Source organism: Arthrobacter sp. CJ23 (assembly GCF_024741795.1).
GTDB lineage: Bacteria > Actinomycetota > Actinomycetes > Actinomycetales > Micrococcaceae > Arthrobacter.
On sequence record NZ_CP102950.1, the window covers coordinates 2,662,568 to 2,678,107 of the forward strand.

The following is a 15,540-nucleotide window of genomic DNA, read 5'->3' on the forward strand; positions in this document are numbered from 1 at the left end:
GACACGTCCGGCGCCCCCGGGTTACCCGGACATTGTGACCCCGGGGCTCCCGTCCCCTGGGCCGTGTAGCCAACGGGCCGGATACAGCAAGGCCCCGGCAGGGTCCGCGTTGTGCGGAGCCTGCCGGGGCCCGGTGCTGCTGTGAACGGCCTGCCCGGAGACCGGCCAGCCTAGAGTTCGGAGGCCGGGACGCCGACGCCGAGGATGATCGGCTCGTTGGCCTGCGCCGCCTTGGCCGATGCCTTCACCGCTGCCGGGGCCTTGGCCTCGTGCGTGGTGCCGCCGGCGGCCGGCGGGGCCACATCGTGGTGCTCCACGGTGGTCTCGTTGGCTGCGCCCTGGGCGCGGCTGGCGCTGCGGTTGCGGCGGCCACGCCGTCCGCGGGAGCGGGACGAGCCCTGGGCTTCCTCAGCCGCCGCGGCCTGCGCCGTGGCGGCCGGCGCTGTGGCGGCCGGCGCCTTGGCAGCGGGTGCTTCGCCCAGGTGCTGGAAGGCCTCCGCAAGGAGGTCCAGGCTCATGGCCGGCGCAGTGGACGCAGCGTCCTCGGAGTGGTCCACGAACGGCAGCGCGACCTCCTCGCCGCCGAAGCGCAGCACGGGTGCCGTGCGCACATCGTGGGAACCGGCGTCGGTGGCTTCGGCAGCCTGTCCCGCAGCGGAAGCCGCAGCGGCAGCAGCTTGGTGCAGCTCGTCGTCGTGCAGGTGCGCCGCGTGGGCAGCGGCCGCGATGTTGGCGAGTGCGGCGCGCGTTGCCTCGGCCTTCGCCTGGCGCACCGGATCAACAGCTTCGTGCGCTGCGGCCGGTGCCACAGGAGCAGCCTGGGCCGGGGCCGGAGCCTGCGGCGCCACGGGCGCGTCGATGACCAGGCCGCCCTTGCCGCGGCGGCGCTTGCGGTCCGTGCGGGCTGCGGGCTGGGACTCCGTGTGCGGGCGGTGGTGCTCGGCGGCTACCACGTTGGCGCGGCGGTGTTCCACGGGTTCATCGTGGGTCACCACACCGCGTCCTGCGCAGTGTTCGCACTGCTCGCCGAAGACCTCCAGGAGGCCGGTGCCCATGCGCTTGCGGGTCATCTGGACCAAGCCCAACGAGGTCACTTCAGCCACCTGGTGCTTGGTCCGGTCGCGGCCCAGGCACTCCACCATGCGGCGCAGCACGAGGTCGCGGTTGGACTCGAGCACCATGTCGATGAAGTCGATCACGATGATGCCGCCGATGTCGCGCAGCCGCAGCTGGCGGACGACTTCCTCTGCCGCTTCAAGGTTGTTCTTGGTGACGGTCTCTTCGAGGTTGCCGCCGCTGCCGGTGAACTTGCCGGTGTTGACGTCCACTACGGTCATGGCCTCGGTGCGGTCGATCACCAGGGAGCCGCCGGACGGCAGGAAGACCTTGCGGTCCAGGGCCTTGTGGATCTGCTCGTCGATCCGCCAGGCGGAGAAGATGTCCTGGTCCTTGCTCCACTTCTCGAGCCGGCCCACCAGGTCCGGCGCCACGTAGGTCACGTAGGCCTCGATGGTGTCCCAGGCCTCGTCACCGGAGACGATCAGCTTGGAGAAGTCCTCGTTGAAGACATCGCGGACCACCTTGATGGTGAGGTCAGGTTCGCCGTAGAGCAGCTCGGGGGCCAGGATCTTGGTGGACGTGGCCTGGCCTTCGATGCCTTCCCACTGCGCGCGCAGGCGGTTGATGTCGTGCGTCAGCTCTTCTTCCGACGCGCCTTCGGCGGCGGTGCGGACGATGACGCCGGCGTTCTCCGGCAGGCGGTCCTTGAGGATGCGCTTGAGGCGGTTGCGCTCGACGTCGGGCAGCTTGCGGGAGATGCCGGTCATGGAACCGCCCGGCACGTACACCAGGTAGCGGCCCGGGAGGGAGATCTGGCTGGTCAGGCGGGCGCCCTTGTGGCCCACCGGGTCCTTGGTGACCTGCACCAGGACGGAATCGCCGGACTTGAGCGCGTTCTCGATGCGGCGCGGCTGGCCTTCGAGGTTGACGGCGTCCCAGTTGACCTCGCCGGCGTACAGCACGGCATTGCGGCCGCGTCCGATGTCCACGAAGGCGGCTTCCATGGACGGCAGCACGTTCTGGACCTTGCCCAGGTACACGTTGCCGATCAGGGAGTCCTGCTGCGTCTTGGACACGAAGTGCTCGGCGAGCACGCCGTCTTCCAGGACGCCGATCTGGATTCTGTCGTCGCGCTGGCGGACGATCATCTGGCGGTCCACGGATTCGCGGCGGGCCAGGAACTCGGCCTCGGTGATGACCTGGCGGCGGCGCCCGGTCTCGCGGGATTCGCGGCGGCGCTGCTTCTTGGCCTCAAGTCGGGTGGAGCCCTTGACACTGGTCACGCGGTTGCTGACCGGCGCCTCGCTAATGGCGCGGGGGGCACGCACACGGGTCACCGTGTTGGGCGGATCGTCGTCTCCGCCACCCGTCAGTTCCAGGTCCTGGTCGCCACGGCGGCGGCGACGGCGACGGCGGGAGGTCACGCCGTCCTCCAGCGTTTCCGCTGCGGGGGCGTCGTCGTCGGACTCCCCGGCGTCCTCGGCGTCGCCTTCTTCACGTTCGGTGCCGCGGCGGCCACGGCGGCCACGGCTGCGCCGGCGGCGACGGCTGCCGGCATCCTCGAGCTCGCCTTCTTCGGCTTCCCCGGCCTCTTCGCTGTCCTCGTCCTCGTCCTCGACGACGACGGGGCGGGCGACGGTGCTCAGGTCGGGTGCCTGGAAAATCATGGAGGTGATGGTGACCGGTTCGAGGAACAGGGCCGCAGACGCGCCGGCTGCTTCCTTCTCTTCCAAGGTCTCATCAAGCGGAGCTTCCTCGGCCGGAGCCTCGACGGGTGCTTCCGCGGCAGGGGCCGCTTCCACGGCAGCGTCTTCAACGGCGGCTTCCTCGACGGGAGCCGCTTCGGCAGCCTTCGCTTTCGCGGTGGTGGCTCGACGGCGGCGGACCGGCTTTTCTGCCGGGGCTTCGGCTGCGGCGGGTGCCGCTTCCGGCGCCGCTTCGCTTTCCGGGGCGGCTTCCGCTGCGTCCTCGACGAAAACGGGAAGCGGCTCGGCCGGCTCGACGACCTTGCGGGCGCGGCTGCGGCGGACCGGCGCCTTGACGGCCGGTTCCTCCGCGGCGGGCTCGGCGGCAGGAACCTCAGGGGCCGGGATTTCGGCGGTGCTGTCCGCAGGAGCGGCCTCTGCGGGAGCGGTTTCGGCCGCTGCCGCCTTGGGCGCGGCCTTGCGCCGGGTCCTGGTGGTCTTCTTTGGTGCTTCCGCGGCTTCTGCGGATGCCGCTTCTTCGTTAACGGCTACAACCTGGTCATTATCCATATGTGGCAACACTCCTGCCCAAGCAGCGCCGCCACATCCGGCGCCCAGAGGGGCAAATATTGTCAAAACCCTCGGGCCCTGACAGAAGTCGGTAGTTTGCCTCCCGGCTCGCACCAGCAGAGGGGTGCGGCAGGCCTGGAAGGCCGGCGGCGCTGTTCTGAAACCCGTTGTTCTGTTGCCACAACCAGGTGCCGTCCATTCACATGGCGGGCCGGCCGAGGATCACGTGATCCGGGATGCCCTGCTCATGGTTGGCGGTCTTGGGAACAACTCACCGGACCGGAGTCCGCATGTGGAACGGCTTCCGGCCATGTTCATTCTCTCACACCCCCATGCAATGGGGAGGTAGGCTCCCCTCCGGGGCGGCCGCCGTCGTCGGGAATCCTGGCTGGGAGCGACATCCAGACCGCAGCGTTAGAATCCTCCCAAGAGCCATCCCCGGCCGCGCCGGGCCTTGCCGAAAAGGACTGCATCCGCCATGTCGAGCACCGCCAGGGAAAACCTGGCCCACAACGACTCCCCGCCAGCACGGCACAACGACGCCGCCGCCATCCAGGTCTTTCCGAAGACCGTGCGCGACAAGCCGTTTGCCTGGCTCCTCCTGATCACGGGCGTCATCGGCTGGCTTGCCTCCGGCGCGCTGGTCCTGGAGAAGCTCGAAATGCTCAAGGACCCCAACCACATCACGCTGTGCGATGTGAACCCGTGGGTGTCCTGCGGCGCGGTGATGCAGACCTGGCAGAGTTCGCTGTTCGGCTTCCCCAACATGTTCATCGGGATCGTGGCCTTCGCCGTCATCATCACCACGGCAATGGGCCTGCTGGCCGGAGCGCGGTTCTCGCGCGGCTACTGGCTGGGGCTGCAGACCGGAGTCACCCTGGGCTTCGCCTTCGTCGTGTGGCTGTGGTCCCAGGCCCTGTACGCCATCCACGTACTGTGCCCGTTCTGCATGGTGGTGTGGGCGGTCATGATCCCGCTCTTCGTGTGGGTCACCATCCGCAACATCACTCACGGCGTCATCAAAGTCCCCGCCGGGCTGGCAAAGCTGCTGGGCGACTCGGGCTGGATCATTACGGCCCTGCTCTACGTGGCCGTGGCCGCGAGCATCTTCTTCGCCTTCATCCAGGTCTTCGCCGGCACCTCCGGATACTGAGCCCGCAGCAACAGCGGCGACGCCGCGGCGACGAACCGTGTAGCACCCGCGTAGCACCCGCGTAGCACCCGCGTAGCACCCGCCCGAGCGAACAGCTGAGGCCCCGTTTTCCTAAGAAAACGGGGCCTCAGCTGCACGCTCGCGCCCATGGGTTCATGGCCGGGGCGGAAGGTCAGCGGCTACGCGAACCAGATGCCGATCTCGCGCTCGGCGGATTCGACGGAGTCCGAGCCGTGGACCAGGTTCTGCTGGACCTTCAGACCCCAATCGCGGCCGAAGTCGCCGCGGATGGTGCCGGGCGCCGCCGTCGTGGGGTCCGTGGTGCCGGCCAGGGAGCGGAAGCCTTCGATGACACTGTGGCCCTCGAAGATGGCCGCAATGACCGGTCCACTGAGCATGAACTCGACCAGCGGCTCGTAGAACGGCTTGCCGACGTGCTCTTCGTAGTGCTGTTCCAGCAGCTCGCGGCTGGCGTTGACCTTCTTCAGCTCTGCCAGGGTGTAGCCCTTGGCTTCGATACGGGCGATGATGTTGCCGCTGAGGTTGCGGGCGACGCCGTCGGGCTTGATCAGGACGAGGGTCCGCTCAATGCTCACAGTTGCTCCAATGTGGTTGGTGGGTTTCCCAGCCAGTTTACGGGGTTTCGGGGGTGGCTTCGTCGCCGTGGCTTGCGTCCCATTCGGCCTGCTGGCGGTCGCGTTCGGCCACCTCGCGGTCGATCCTCATGCCGGTGCGGATCCCGTACCACCAGCAGATGGCAAACAGGATGCCCACGATGAACATCATCGGCTCCGCGATTCCGGTCAGGATCAGGACGAGCTGCAGGCCCCAGCCGACGGCCAGGCCCCACGGCTTGCGCACCACAGCGCAGGCCAGGACCAGCACCACGCTGAGCGCAATGCCGAAGCCGAGGATCAGGCCGGGCGCCACTTCGCCGCGTTTCAGTCCGAAGACAACCAGAGTGGCGAAGAACGCCACGAAGGCTTCCAGCAGGAGGACCGTGGAGGCGAACATGACCTTGGTGGAACGGCGCTTCTTGGGCATGCCCGGGCGCCATTCCCGCTGTGCTTTGGTGAGTTTGGCCATGTCAGGCGTCCGCCTTTCCGAGCAGCATGCGGGCTTCGGCCACCACCGTGATGGAGCCGGTCACCAGGACGCCGCCGGCCAGGTCATCGTTGGCTTCGGCGCGTTCCACGGCCCACTCGATGGCGTCGTCCAGTTTCTCGGCGATGTGGACGTTCTCGGCACCGAAGCCGAGATCGACGGCGAGGTCCGCCAGCTGGGCGGCCGGGATGGCGCGCGGCGAGTTGGACTGCGTGAAGCAGAATTCCTCAGCGAGTCCGCCCAGGGATTCCTTGAGCTGGCGGAGGATCTCCTCGGCGTCCTTTTCCTTGAGGATCCCGATCACCACCACCAGCTTGCTGAAGCTGAATGCCTCCTGGATGGCCTCGGCCGAGACACGGATGCCGTCCGGGTTGTGGGCGGCGTCCACGATGATGGTGGGCGCCGTGCGCACCACCTCCAGGCGGCCGGGAGAGGTGACGTTGCCGAAGGCCTCGCGGAGGACGTCGACGTCGAGTTCCCTTTCGCCGCCGCCGAGGAACGCCTCCAAGGCAGCCACGGCCACGGCCGCGTTCTCCGCCTGGTGGGCACCGTGCAGGGGCAGCAGCAGCTCCTCGTAGCGCCCGGCGAGGCCCTGGACAGTGAGGACCTGGCCGCCGACGGCAACGCTGCGGGATTCGACGCCGAATTCAACGCCTTCGAAGCGGAACGGCACGTCCACTTCACGGGCCTTCTCCAGCAGTACCTGGGCGGCGTCCACCGGCTGGGCGGCGCTGATCAGGAAGCCGCCGGGCTTGATGATTCCGGCCTTTTCGTAGGCAATGTCCTCGGTGGTCTCGCCCAGGAGGTCCGTATGGTCCAGCGAAATGGGCGTGATCACGGAAACCTGGCCGTCGCCCACGTTGGTGGCGTCGGTGACGCCGCCAAGGCCCACCTCGATGACGGCCACATTGACGGGCTGGTCCGCGAAGATCGCGAAGCCCAGGATGGTGAGGCATTCGAAGTACGTCAGCCGGGGCTGGCCGTCCGCTTCGAGTTCCTTGTCCACAATCTCCAGGTAGGGCCGGATCTCATCCCAGATCCGCACGAACGTAGCGTCCGGCACCGGGGCGCCGTCGATGCTGATGCGCTCGGTGACCTTGGACAGGTGCGGGCTGGTGTAGCGGCCGGTGCTGAGGCCATGGGCACGCAGCCCGGCCTCGATCATGCGGGCCGTGGAGGTCTTGCCGTTGGTGCCGGTGATGTGGATGATCGGAAACGCCTTGTTCGGCTCCCCCAGCACATCCATCGCCCGGAACAGCGGCGCCAGGCGCGGCTCCATCTTGTTCTCGGGAGCGCGTCCCAACAGCTCGGCGTAGACGCTCTCTACGGAGAATTCGTCGCTCATGTGCTAGGCCTCTACTTTGTTGACGGTGATCTGCGGCTCGGTGGCATCGCCGGACACCACGGGTTCGAGCACCAGGGACAGGGTCTCGTTCTTGACCAGTTCCGCGTTGGCGCGGAGGGCGTCGACAACCTCGTGGGTGGCCAGCACCGTGGTGTGTATGCGGTCGCTGACGTTGAACCCGGCGTCCTTGCGGGCCTGCTGGATGGCGCGGACCATGTCGCGGGCCAAGCCTTCGGCTGCAAGCTCCGGGGTGACTTCGGTGTTCAGGACCACGAAGCCGCCGCCGGGCAGGACGGCCACGGAGGCGGAAACCCCGGTGGCGGATTCGGCCACGACCGTTTCCAGGGTGTACTCCTGCGGTTCGAGCTCGAGCCCGCCCGCAGTCACCACGCCGGCGTCGTTGACGGACCAGTCGCCGGACTTGGAGCCCTTGATGGCCTGCTGCACGTTCTTGCCCAGGCGCGGCCCGGCGGCGCGGGCGTTGACCACGAGCTTCTGCTCGATGCCGAACTCCTCCGGGGAGGCCGTGGCGGCGTCGAGCAGGCGCACCGAGCGCAGGTTCAGTTCATCGGCGACGACGGCGCCGAAGCTTTCCAGCGCATCGGCACCGGGTGCCACCACCGTCATTTCCTGCAGGGGCAGGCGGACGCGAAGGTTGGCCGCCTTGCGCAGCGAGGATCCGGTGGAGCAGATCTGCTGGACGCGGTCCATGGCCTCCACCAGCGGGGCGTTGGCCGGGAACAGTGCAGCTTCCGGCCAGTCGGCCAGGTGCACCGAGCGGCCGCCTGTCAGTCCGCGCCAGATCTCTTCCGAGATCAGCGGCAGGAGCGGGGCGGAGACGCGGCACACGGCCTCGAGGGCGGTGTAGAGGGCGTCGAAGGCGTCGGTGTTCTCGTCGAAGAAGCGCTGGCGGCTGCGGCGCACGTACCAGTTGGTCAGCATGTCCAGATAGCCGCGCAGATCGTCGCAGGCGCCGGAGATGTCGTAGTTGTCCAGCTTGTCCGTGATATCGCGGACGAGGTCCCCCGTGTTGGCCAGGAGGTACTGGTCCATGGTGTCGGCGTAGCCGTCATAGCGCAGCTTCGCGTCGTAGCCCGATCCGCCGTTCGCAGCGTTGGTGTACAGCGTGAAGAAGCTGTACACGTTCCACAGCGGCAGGATGACCTGGCGGACGCCGTCGCGGATGCCCTGTTCGGTGACCACCAGGTTGCCGCCGCGCAGGATGGGGCTGGCCATGAGGAACCAGCGCATGGCATCGGAACCGTCGCGGTCCAGGACCTCGGAGACGTCCGGGTAGTTGCGCAGGCTCTTGGACATCTTCTGGCCGTCCGAGCCGAGCACGATGCCGTGGCTGATGACGTTGCGGAACGCGGGGCGGTCAAACAGTGCGGTGGACAGGATGTGCAGCATGTAGAACCAGCCGCGGGTCTGGCCGATGTACTCCACGATGAAGTCCGCGGGGTTGTGCGTGTCGAACCAGTCCTGGTTCTGGAACGGGTAGTGGACCTGGCCATAGGGCATGGAGCCGGAGTCGAACCAGACGTCCAGGACGTCCTCGACGCGGCGCATCACGGACTGGCCCTCTTCGGGCGTGCGGGGGTCGTCCGGGTTGGGCCGGGTCAGTTCATCGATGAACGGGCGGTGCAGGTCAACCTGGCCGTCGTTGTTCAGCGGCAGGCGGCCGAAGTCCGCTTCGATGTCCGCGAGCGAGCCGTAGACGTCCGTGCGCGGGTATTCGGGGTCGCTGGACTGCCACACCGGGATGGGAGAGCCCCAGTAGCGGTTGCGGCTGATGGACCAGTCGCGGGCGTTGGCGAGCCACTTGCCGAACTGGCCGTCCTTGACGTTGCCCGGGATCCAGTTGATGTCCTGGTTCAGCTCGGACATGCGGTCCTTGAACTTGGTGACCTCCACGTACCAGGAGGACACCGCACGGTAGATCAGGGGGTTGCGGCAGCGCCAGCAGTGCGGGTAGCTGTGCTCGTAGCTCGCCTGGCGGACCATGCGACCGTCGGCGCGCAGGACCTGGGTGATGGGCTTGTTGGCGTCGAAGACCTGCAGGCCCACGATCTCCGCCAGTTCCCCGTGTGCGAAGAGCGGCAGGAACTTGGCGCCCTCATCCACGGACAACACCACGGGGATGCCGGCGTCTTCACAGACCTTCTGGTCGTCTTCACCGAAGGCCGGAGCCTGGTGGACGATGCCCGTGCCGTCGGTGGTGGTGACATAGTCGGCCACCAGGATGCGCCAGGCGTTCTGAGTGCCGAACTTCTCGGCATCGGCAAAGTCGTTCCATAGCGGCGTGTACTCGAGGCCCTCGAGCTCGGCGCCGGTGTAGCTGGCGGTGACGGCGGCGGCCGCGGCAGCGGCGTCGTCGTACCCGAGGTCCTTGGCGTAGGCGCCCAGCAGGTCCGCGGCCAGCAGGAAGCTGCCGGTCACCGGCGCCTCCGAGGAGGCGGCCTTCACGCCGTTGGGGCCGGCAGGCAGCACGGCGTAGGAGATTTCCGGCCCGACGGCGAGCGCCAGGTTGGTGGGCAGCGTCCAGGGGGTGGTGGTCCAGGCGAGCGCCTGCACGCCTTCCAGGGCCTTGGAGACGTCCGATTCGCCTGCCTTCAGGGGGAAGGTGACGGTGACGGTCTGGTCCTGGCGGTTCTTGTAGACGTCGTCGTCCATGCGCAGTTCATGGTTGGAGAGGGGGGTCTCATCCTTCCAGCAGTACGGCAGGACGCGGTAGCCGTTGTAGGTGAGGCCCTTCTCGTGGAGCTGCTTGAACGCCCACAGCACCGACTCCATGTACTCGACATTGAGCGTCTTGTAGTCGTTGTCGAAGTCCACCCAGCGGGCCTGGCGGGTGACGTAGGCCTTCCACTCGTTGGCGTACTTCATGACGGAGGCGCGGCAGGCGTCGTTGAACTTGTCGATGCCCATGGCTTCGATCTGGGTCTTGTCCGTCATGCCCAGCTGCTTCATGGCTTCCAGCTCGGCGGGCAGCCCGTGGGTGTCCCAGCCGAAGCGGCGTTCCACGCGCTTGCCGCGCTGGGTCTGGTAGCGGCCCACGAGGTCCTTGGCGTAGCCGGTGAGGAGGTGGCCGTAGTGCGGCAGGCCGTTGGCGAAGGGAGGGCCGTCGTAGAAGACGAACTCGTTGCTGCCGGGGGTCCCATCGGGAAGATCGCGATCGCGCTGGTCGATGCTTGCCTGGAAGGTGCCGTCCTCATCCCAATACTTAAGGATGCGCTCTTCGACCTCCGGGAACTTCACGGAAGCTGACACGCCGTGCGTGCCGGAAGAGGCCGCTGAGGCCTTGGGGTAATGGGTCATCTCGTCATCCTGGTCTGAGCTGGTGGACTGTTCATGTCTATCAGGATGCGAGGACGGCGCCTGCGTTGCCCTGCGACAACACCGGTACCGCGGTACCACCTCACTTACCGATGCCTGCCCTCCCGTGGAGGGACCGGCGTCGGCCGCTCATTGCTGCTGTGACGGGCTTACCCGTCCGGTTCTACTGGCCCCCGGGGGCGGGGGCGTTCTTCCGGAAGCTCGCCGGTGATGGCCGGGTCAAAGCTTGTGCCCCAAGTCTAACGGCAGCGGCGCCGCTCGCTCCACTCGGCAGTCCGCCCTGGGGATGAGGTGCGGGGCGCGGCCGCTGCCTAGACTCGGGCTATGGCCATCCCGTCTGAGGTCCCCACCGTTCCCGTGCCGGCAGCTGCCCCACGGCGGCCCCGGGCCGCCGTGGGGTGGCTGGTGGCCGCCCTGGTGGCGACGCTGCCCGTCGCCGCGCTTTCCGTGTTCCGTGCGGTGCCGCTGCAATGGCCGACGCCGGTGGTCCAGGCTTTGTCCTTCATCCCCTGGCTGGCGCTTCCGGCCGCCCTTGCCGTGCTGTTCGCGGTGTTCAGCCGCCGGGTGTGGGCGGCCCTGGCCACGGCGGCGCTGCTGGCGGTGCAGCTGTTCTGGCTGTTCCCCCTGGACCATGGCCGGCACGTTCCCGAGGCCGGCGCCCGGCTGCTTGAGCTGAAGGCCATGAACATCAATTCCAAGTACGGCCAGGCGGATCCGGCGGAAATCGTGCGGCTGGTCAGGGAGAACGGCATCGGCCTGCTGGCCGTCCAGGAACATTCGCAGGCCCTGGAGGACGGGCTGGCGAAAGCCGGACTGGCCCGGCTGCTGCCGAACCGGATCAGCGATCCCACGGACGACGCCGCAGGCAGCGCCGTGTACTCCGCCTACCCCTTGCAGGCCATGGGCAGGGTGCCCGATACCCCGTTCCAGATCCCTACGGTGCGGGTGACCATCACCGCCGGGGATGCCACGGCCGTGCTCGATGTGACGAATGTGCACACGCTGCCGCCCGTGGACGTCCGCATCGCCCAGTGGCGCCACGACCTGGCCGCGGTGGGACGCCTCGCAGCCCTGCCGGGCAACCAGCTGCTGATCGGCGACTTCAACGCGAGCTACGACCATGTTGAGTTCCGCCGCCTCGTGGACGGCGGCCCGGACGGCCGGAAGATGGTGGACGTCGGGGTTGCCTCCGGCGCGCGGCTGCTGGCCACCTGGCCCATGGAGGGGCCGCCGCTGCCAGGCATCGTGATCGACCACCTGGTGACCAGTCCCGGTGTCAGCAGCAGCGGCTATGCCGTGCACCCGGTGCCGGGATCGGACCATGCCGCCATCATGGCGAGCCTGGGGATCCCGGCAACCGGCTGAGCGACGGCTAGGACTGCGCTTTGCGGATCAGCTTGTGTGTGGCCGCCTGCGCCACGGGGCGGACCACGATTTCGTCCAGGTTGATGTGGTGCGGCAGGGACACTGCGTACTTGACGATGTCGGCGACGTCGTCCGCGATGAGGGGTTTCTCGACGCCGGCGTAGACCTTGGCCGCCGCGGCGCCGTCACCAAGCCTGTTAAGGGCGAACTCTTCGGTGCGGACCAGGCCCGGCAGCACCTCGATCACGCGGATGTTGTTTTCCGCTTCTTCCAGGCGCAAGGCGCCGGTCATGGCGTGCTGGGCGTATTTCGCCGCGTTGTAGCCGCCGCCGCCCTCATAGGCGGTGAGCCCGGCCGTGGAGGTCAGGTTCAGGACGGTGGCCTCACCGTGGGCGCGCAGCATCGGCAGGAATGCGCGCGTGATCTTCATGGTGCCCAGTACGTTGACCTGGAGCATCCAGTCCCAGTCCTCGGTCTTCGCATTGGCGATGGTGTCCGCACCGCGGGCGCCGCCTGCGATGTTGACCAGGGTGTCGGCTCCCCCGGCCTCGGTGACCGCCGCGAGCAGGGCCGCGACGTCGTCGTCGTTGCAGATGTCCGCCGCAAACGGCACCGCACCGGTCTGGGCCGCGAGCGCCTCGAGCCGCTCCACACGGCGTGCCACGGCGAAGACCCGCCAGCCTGCGCCTGCGAGCGCACGCACGGTGGCCTCGCCGATTCCTGTGCTCGCCCCGGTTACTACTGCCGTCTTGTTCTCTGCTGCCAAAGTCATGGCACCACCTTATCGCTGCCCCGCCGGAGCACCGGTTTTGCGGGCAGGGCTGCAGGCCGGAGTCGAATGATTGAGCAGGATCCGACGGCGTCCATGCGGGCCCAACCCGGTCATGGGCGCATGGCACTACAGACCCGCGTGCCGCGGAACAAAGGGGGCCATGAAACAATTGGCCCATGGCTGAATCAACGCAGGGCACAGACACGCCCGGAACCGCCCCGATCAACGTTCCCGACAAGCCGGCCCTCGAGGGCCTCGAAGCTGCCCTCACGCAGCGCTGGCTTGCCGAAGGAACCTACAAGTTCAACCCGGAGACCACCCGGGAGCAGGTCTACTCCATCGACACTCCCCCGCCGACGGCGTCGGGTTCGCTCCACGTCGGCCACATGTTCTCCTTCACGCAGACCGACGTCCAGGCCCGCTACATGCGCATGACAGGCAAGAACGTCTTCTACCCGATGGGCTGGGACGACAACGGCCTGCCCACCGAGCGCCGCGTGCAGAACTACTACGGTGTCCGCTGCGATCCGGCCATCCCCTACAACGCCGCGTACCGCCCGCCGGCGGACCCTGCGAAGAACCAGCGCGACTTCGACGTCGTCTCCCGGCAGAACTTCATCGAGCTCTGCGAGGAACTCGCGGTTGAGGACGAGAAGGTCTTCGAGAACCTGTTCCAGACCCTGGGCCTGTCCGTCGACTGGAACCTCACGTACCGCACCATCGACGACACGTCCCGTGCGGTGTCCCAGCGCGCGTTCCTCGCGAACCTGTCCGCCGGCGACGCCTACATGGCCGAAGCCCCCACGCTGTGGGACGTCACCTTCCGCACTGCCGTGGCGCAGGCCGAACTCGAGGACCGCGAGGTTGCCGGCGCGTACTACCGCTACCCGTTCTTCACCGCCGAGGGCGAGAAGATCTTCGTCGAGACGACCCGCCCGGAACTGCTCGCCGCGTGTGCCGCCCTGGTGGCAAACCCCGACGACGAGCGCTACCAGCCGCTGTTCGGCAAGACCGTGAAGTCGCCCCTGTTCGATGTTGAGCTCGAGGTGAAGGCCCACGCGCTCGCCAAGGCGGACAAGGGCTCCGGCATCGCCATGGTCTGCACCTTCGGCGACCTGACCGACGTCACCTGGTGGCGTGAACTGCAGCTGCCCACCCGCGCCATCATGGGCCGCGACGGCCGCATCATTGCCGACACTCCCGAGTGGATCACCACCGCCGCCGGCAAAGAAGCCTACGCCGCGATTGCCGGCAAGACTGCGTTCTCCGCCAAGGAAGCCGTGGTGGAGCTGCTCACCGCTGCAGGCCTGCTGGACGGCGAGCCGAAGAAGATCACCCACCCGGTGAACTTCTTCGAAAAGGGCGACAAGCCCCTTGAGGTTGTCACCTCCCGCCAGTGGTACATCCGCAACGGCGGCCGCGACGAGGAACGCCGCGAACGCCTGATCGGCCGTGGCAAGGAAATCAACTTCCACCCCTCCTTCATGCGCTCCCGCTACGAGAACTGGATTGCCGGTCTGAACGGCGACTGGCTGGTCTCCCGCCAGCGCTTCTTCGGCGTGCCGATCCCCGTCTGGTACCCGCTGGATGCCCAGGGCAACCCGGACTACGACCACCCCGTGCTGCCTTCGGACGAGATGCTCCCCGTGGACCCGGCCGCCGACGCCGCTCCCGGCTACGACGAAGCCCAGCGCGACAAGCCCAACGGCTTCACGGGCGACGCCGACGTCCTGGACACCTGGGCCACGTCCTCGCTTACCCCGCAGATCGTGGGCGGCTGGAGCCGCGACGAGGAACTGTTCAGCAAGGTCTACCCCTTCGACCTGCGCCCGCAGGGACACGACATCATCCGCACCTGGCTGTTCTCCTCCGCCGTACGTGCCGATGCCCTGCAGGTCAGCGCGCCCTGGAAGCACGCCGCGATCTCCGGCTGGATCCTGGACCCGGACCGCAAGAAGATGTCCAAGTCCAAGGGCAACGTGGTTGTCCCCACGGACGTCCTGAACGAGTTCGGCTCCGACGCTGTGCGCTACTGGGCGGCTTCGGCCAAGCTCGGCGCCGACACGGCCTACGAGATCGCCCAAATGAAGATCGGCCGCCGCCTGGCCATCAAGCTGCTCAACGCCTCCAAGTTCGTGCTGAACCTGGGCGCCACCGAGAACTCCGTGGTCTCTGAGGACCTCTCCGTGCTCAGCAACCCCCTGGACCGGGCCCTGCTGGCGCAGCTCTCGGACGTGGTGGCCCAGTCCACCAAGGCCTTCGAGAACTACGACTACGCCCGTGCACTGCAGATCAGCGAGTCGTTCTTCTGGCAGTTCACCGACGACTACGTCGAGCTCATCAAGGACCGCGCCTACGGTGCCGCCGGCGAGGCCGAGCAGGCCTCGGTGCTGGCGGCGCTGGCCACCGCGCTGGACTCCCTGCTGCGCCTGTTCGCCCCGTTCCTGCCCTTCGCCACCGAAGAGGTCTGGAGCTGGTGGCGCACGGGTTCGGTGCACCGCGCCGCCTGGCCGGCAGCGCTGGAAATCGCCGACGGCGACACGACGATGCTGGGCACGGTGGGCGTTGCGCTGAGCGGCATCCGCAAGGCCAAGTCCGAGGCCAAGGTCAAGCAGCGCACCGGGGTGCTCTCCGCGACCATCACGGCCAACGAGTCCCTCGTGGCCCAGCTCAAGGCGGGCCTCGGCGACCTCAAGGCAGCCGCCAACGCGCAGGAAATCACCCTGCAGTCCGGTGAAGGCGAGCTGACGGTCAGCGATGTGGTGCTGGCTCCGGCCGAGGAGCCTGGCCAGGCCTAGAAGTGGGGCCCGGGACTCCGGGCTGCCCGTGTTCTCCGGCCAGCCCGGGAGTTTTCGGGTGGCCCGGGCGTTTTCGGGCAAAGGGGAAGCCCCATCAGCGTTTTGCCGTTGGTGGGGCTTCGACTTTTCGGCTGTCCGGTGACGGCTTGACAGTCTGGCGGAATCCTTGGAATTTCAGGTCTTCCTACCTCGTCACAGGTAGCTTGCGTCTAACTTTGCCGAAGGCTGCGTTGGATGCATGTCACTGAATCTTTGGTTTCCGTGTCCCTCTTCTTTCGAAGTGGGTAAGTTCCATTGTGGTCCCGGCCCCAGACATGCGCAAGGGCCTTGGGAGAACTACAGTCTTGTAGTTC

9 protein-coding genes are annotated in these 15,540 nt (G+C 67.6%); 3 read left to right on the top strand and 6 right to left on the bottom strand.

Translation table 11 applies throughout. The features are described 5' to 3' along the window. Positions 1-170: 170 nt before the first annotated feature. Positions 171-3,314, bottom strand: a complete 3,144-nt coding sequence (locus tag NVV90_RS11770; protein WP_258437480.1) for an Rne/Rng family ribonuclease — start codon at positions 3,312-3,314, stop codon at positions 171-173. 478 nt (positions 3,315-3,792) lie between these two features. On the opposite strand from NVV90_RS11770, the gene NVV90_RS11775 reads away from it, so the two are divergent. Further along, positions 3,793-4,467, top strand: a complete 675-nt coding sequence (locus NVV90_RS11775; RefSeq protein WP_258437481.1) for a vitamin K epoxide reductase family protein — start codon at positions 3,793-3,795, stop codon at positions 4,465-4,467. Positions 4,468-4,646: 179 nt separating this feature from the next. Here the strand turns inward: NVV90_RS11775 and ndk are convergent, their stop codons facing one another. The 4 genes from ndk to ileS are packed head-to-tail and all read right to left on the bottom strand — an operon-like array spanning position 4,647 to position 10,234. Next, positions 4,647-5,063, bottom strand: a complete 417-nt coding sequence (ndk, locus tag NVV90_RS11780; protein WP_258437482.1) for a nucleoside-diphosphate kinase — start codon at positions 5,061-5,063, stop codon at positions 4,647-4,649. A 37-nt stretch (positions 5,064-5,100) separates the two neighbouring features. Further along, entirely contained in the window at positions 5,101-5,553 is a 453-nt protein-coding gene (locus tag NVV90_RS11785; RefSeq protein ID WP_258437483.1) for a DUF4233 domain-containing protein, read from the bottom strand. 1 nt (position 5,554) lies between these two features. After that, positions 5,555-6,916, bottom strand: coding sequence for a folylpolyglutamate synthase/dihydrofolate synthase family protein (locus tag NVV90_RS11790; RefSeq protein ID WP_258437484.1), 1,362 nt, complete (start codon positions 6,914-6,916; stop codon positions 5,555-5,557). A gap of 3 nt (positions 6,917-6,919) precedes the next feature. Beyond that, on the bottom strand, positions 6,920-10,234 hold the full coding sequence (ileS, locus tag NVV90_RS11795) for an isoleucine--tRNA ligase (RefSeq protein WP_258437485.1): 3,315 nt from the start codon (positions 10,232-10,234) through the stop codon (positions 6,920-6,922). Between the two features lie 342 nt (positions 10,235-10,576). On the opposite strand from ileS, the gene NVV90_RS11800 reads away from it, so the two are divergent. Then, a complete protein-coding gene (locus NVV90_RS11800; RefSeq protein ID WP_258437486.1) occupies positions 10,577-11,617 on the top strand; it encodes an endonuclease/exonuclease/phosphatase family protein in 1,041 nt (346 codons plus the stop codon). 7 nt (positions 11,618-11,624) lie between these two features. Here NVV90_RS11800 and NVV90_RS11805 read toward each other — a convergent pair whose 3' ends face one another. Beyond that, the gene (locus NVV90_RS11805) at positions 11,625-12,389 is read right to left on the bottom strand and encodes an SDR family oxidoreductase (RefSeq protein WP_258437487.1); all 765 of its coding nucleotides are present in this window, start codon (positions 12,387-12,389) and stop codon (positions 11,625-11,627) included. Positions 12,390-12,565: 176 nt separating this feature from the next. Between NVV90_RS11805 and valS the strand changes: the two genes are divergently transcribed. Further along, positions 12,566-15,187, top strand: coding sequence for a valine--tRNA ligase (gene valS, locus NVV90_RS11810; protein ID WP_258437488.1), 2,622 nt, complete (start codon positions 12,566-12,568; stop codon positions 15,185-15,187). Positions 15,188-15,540: the final 353 nt, after the last annotated feature.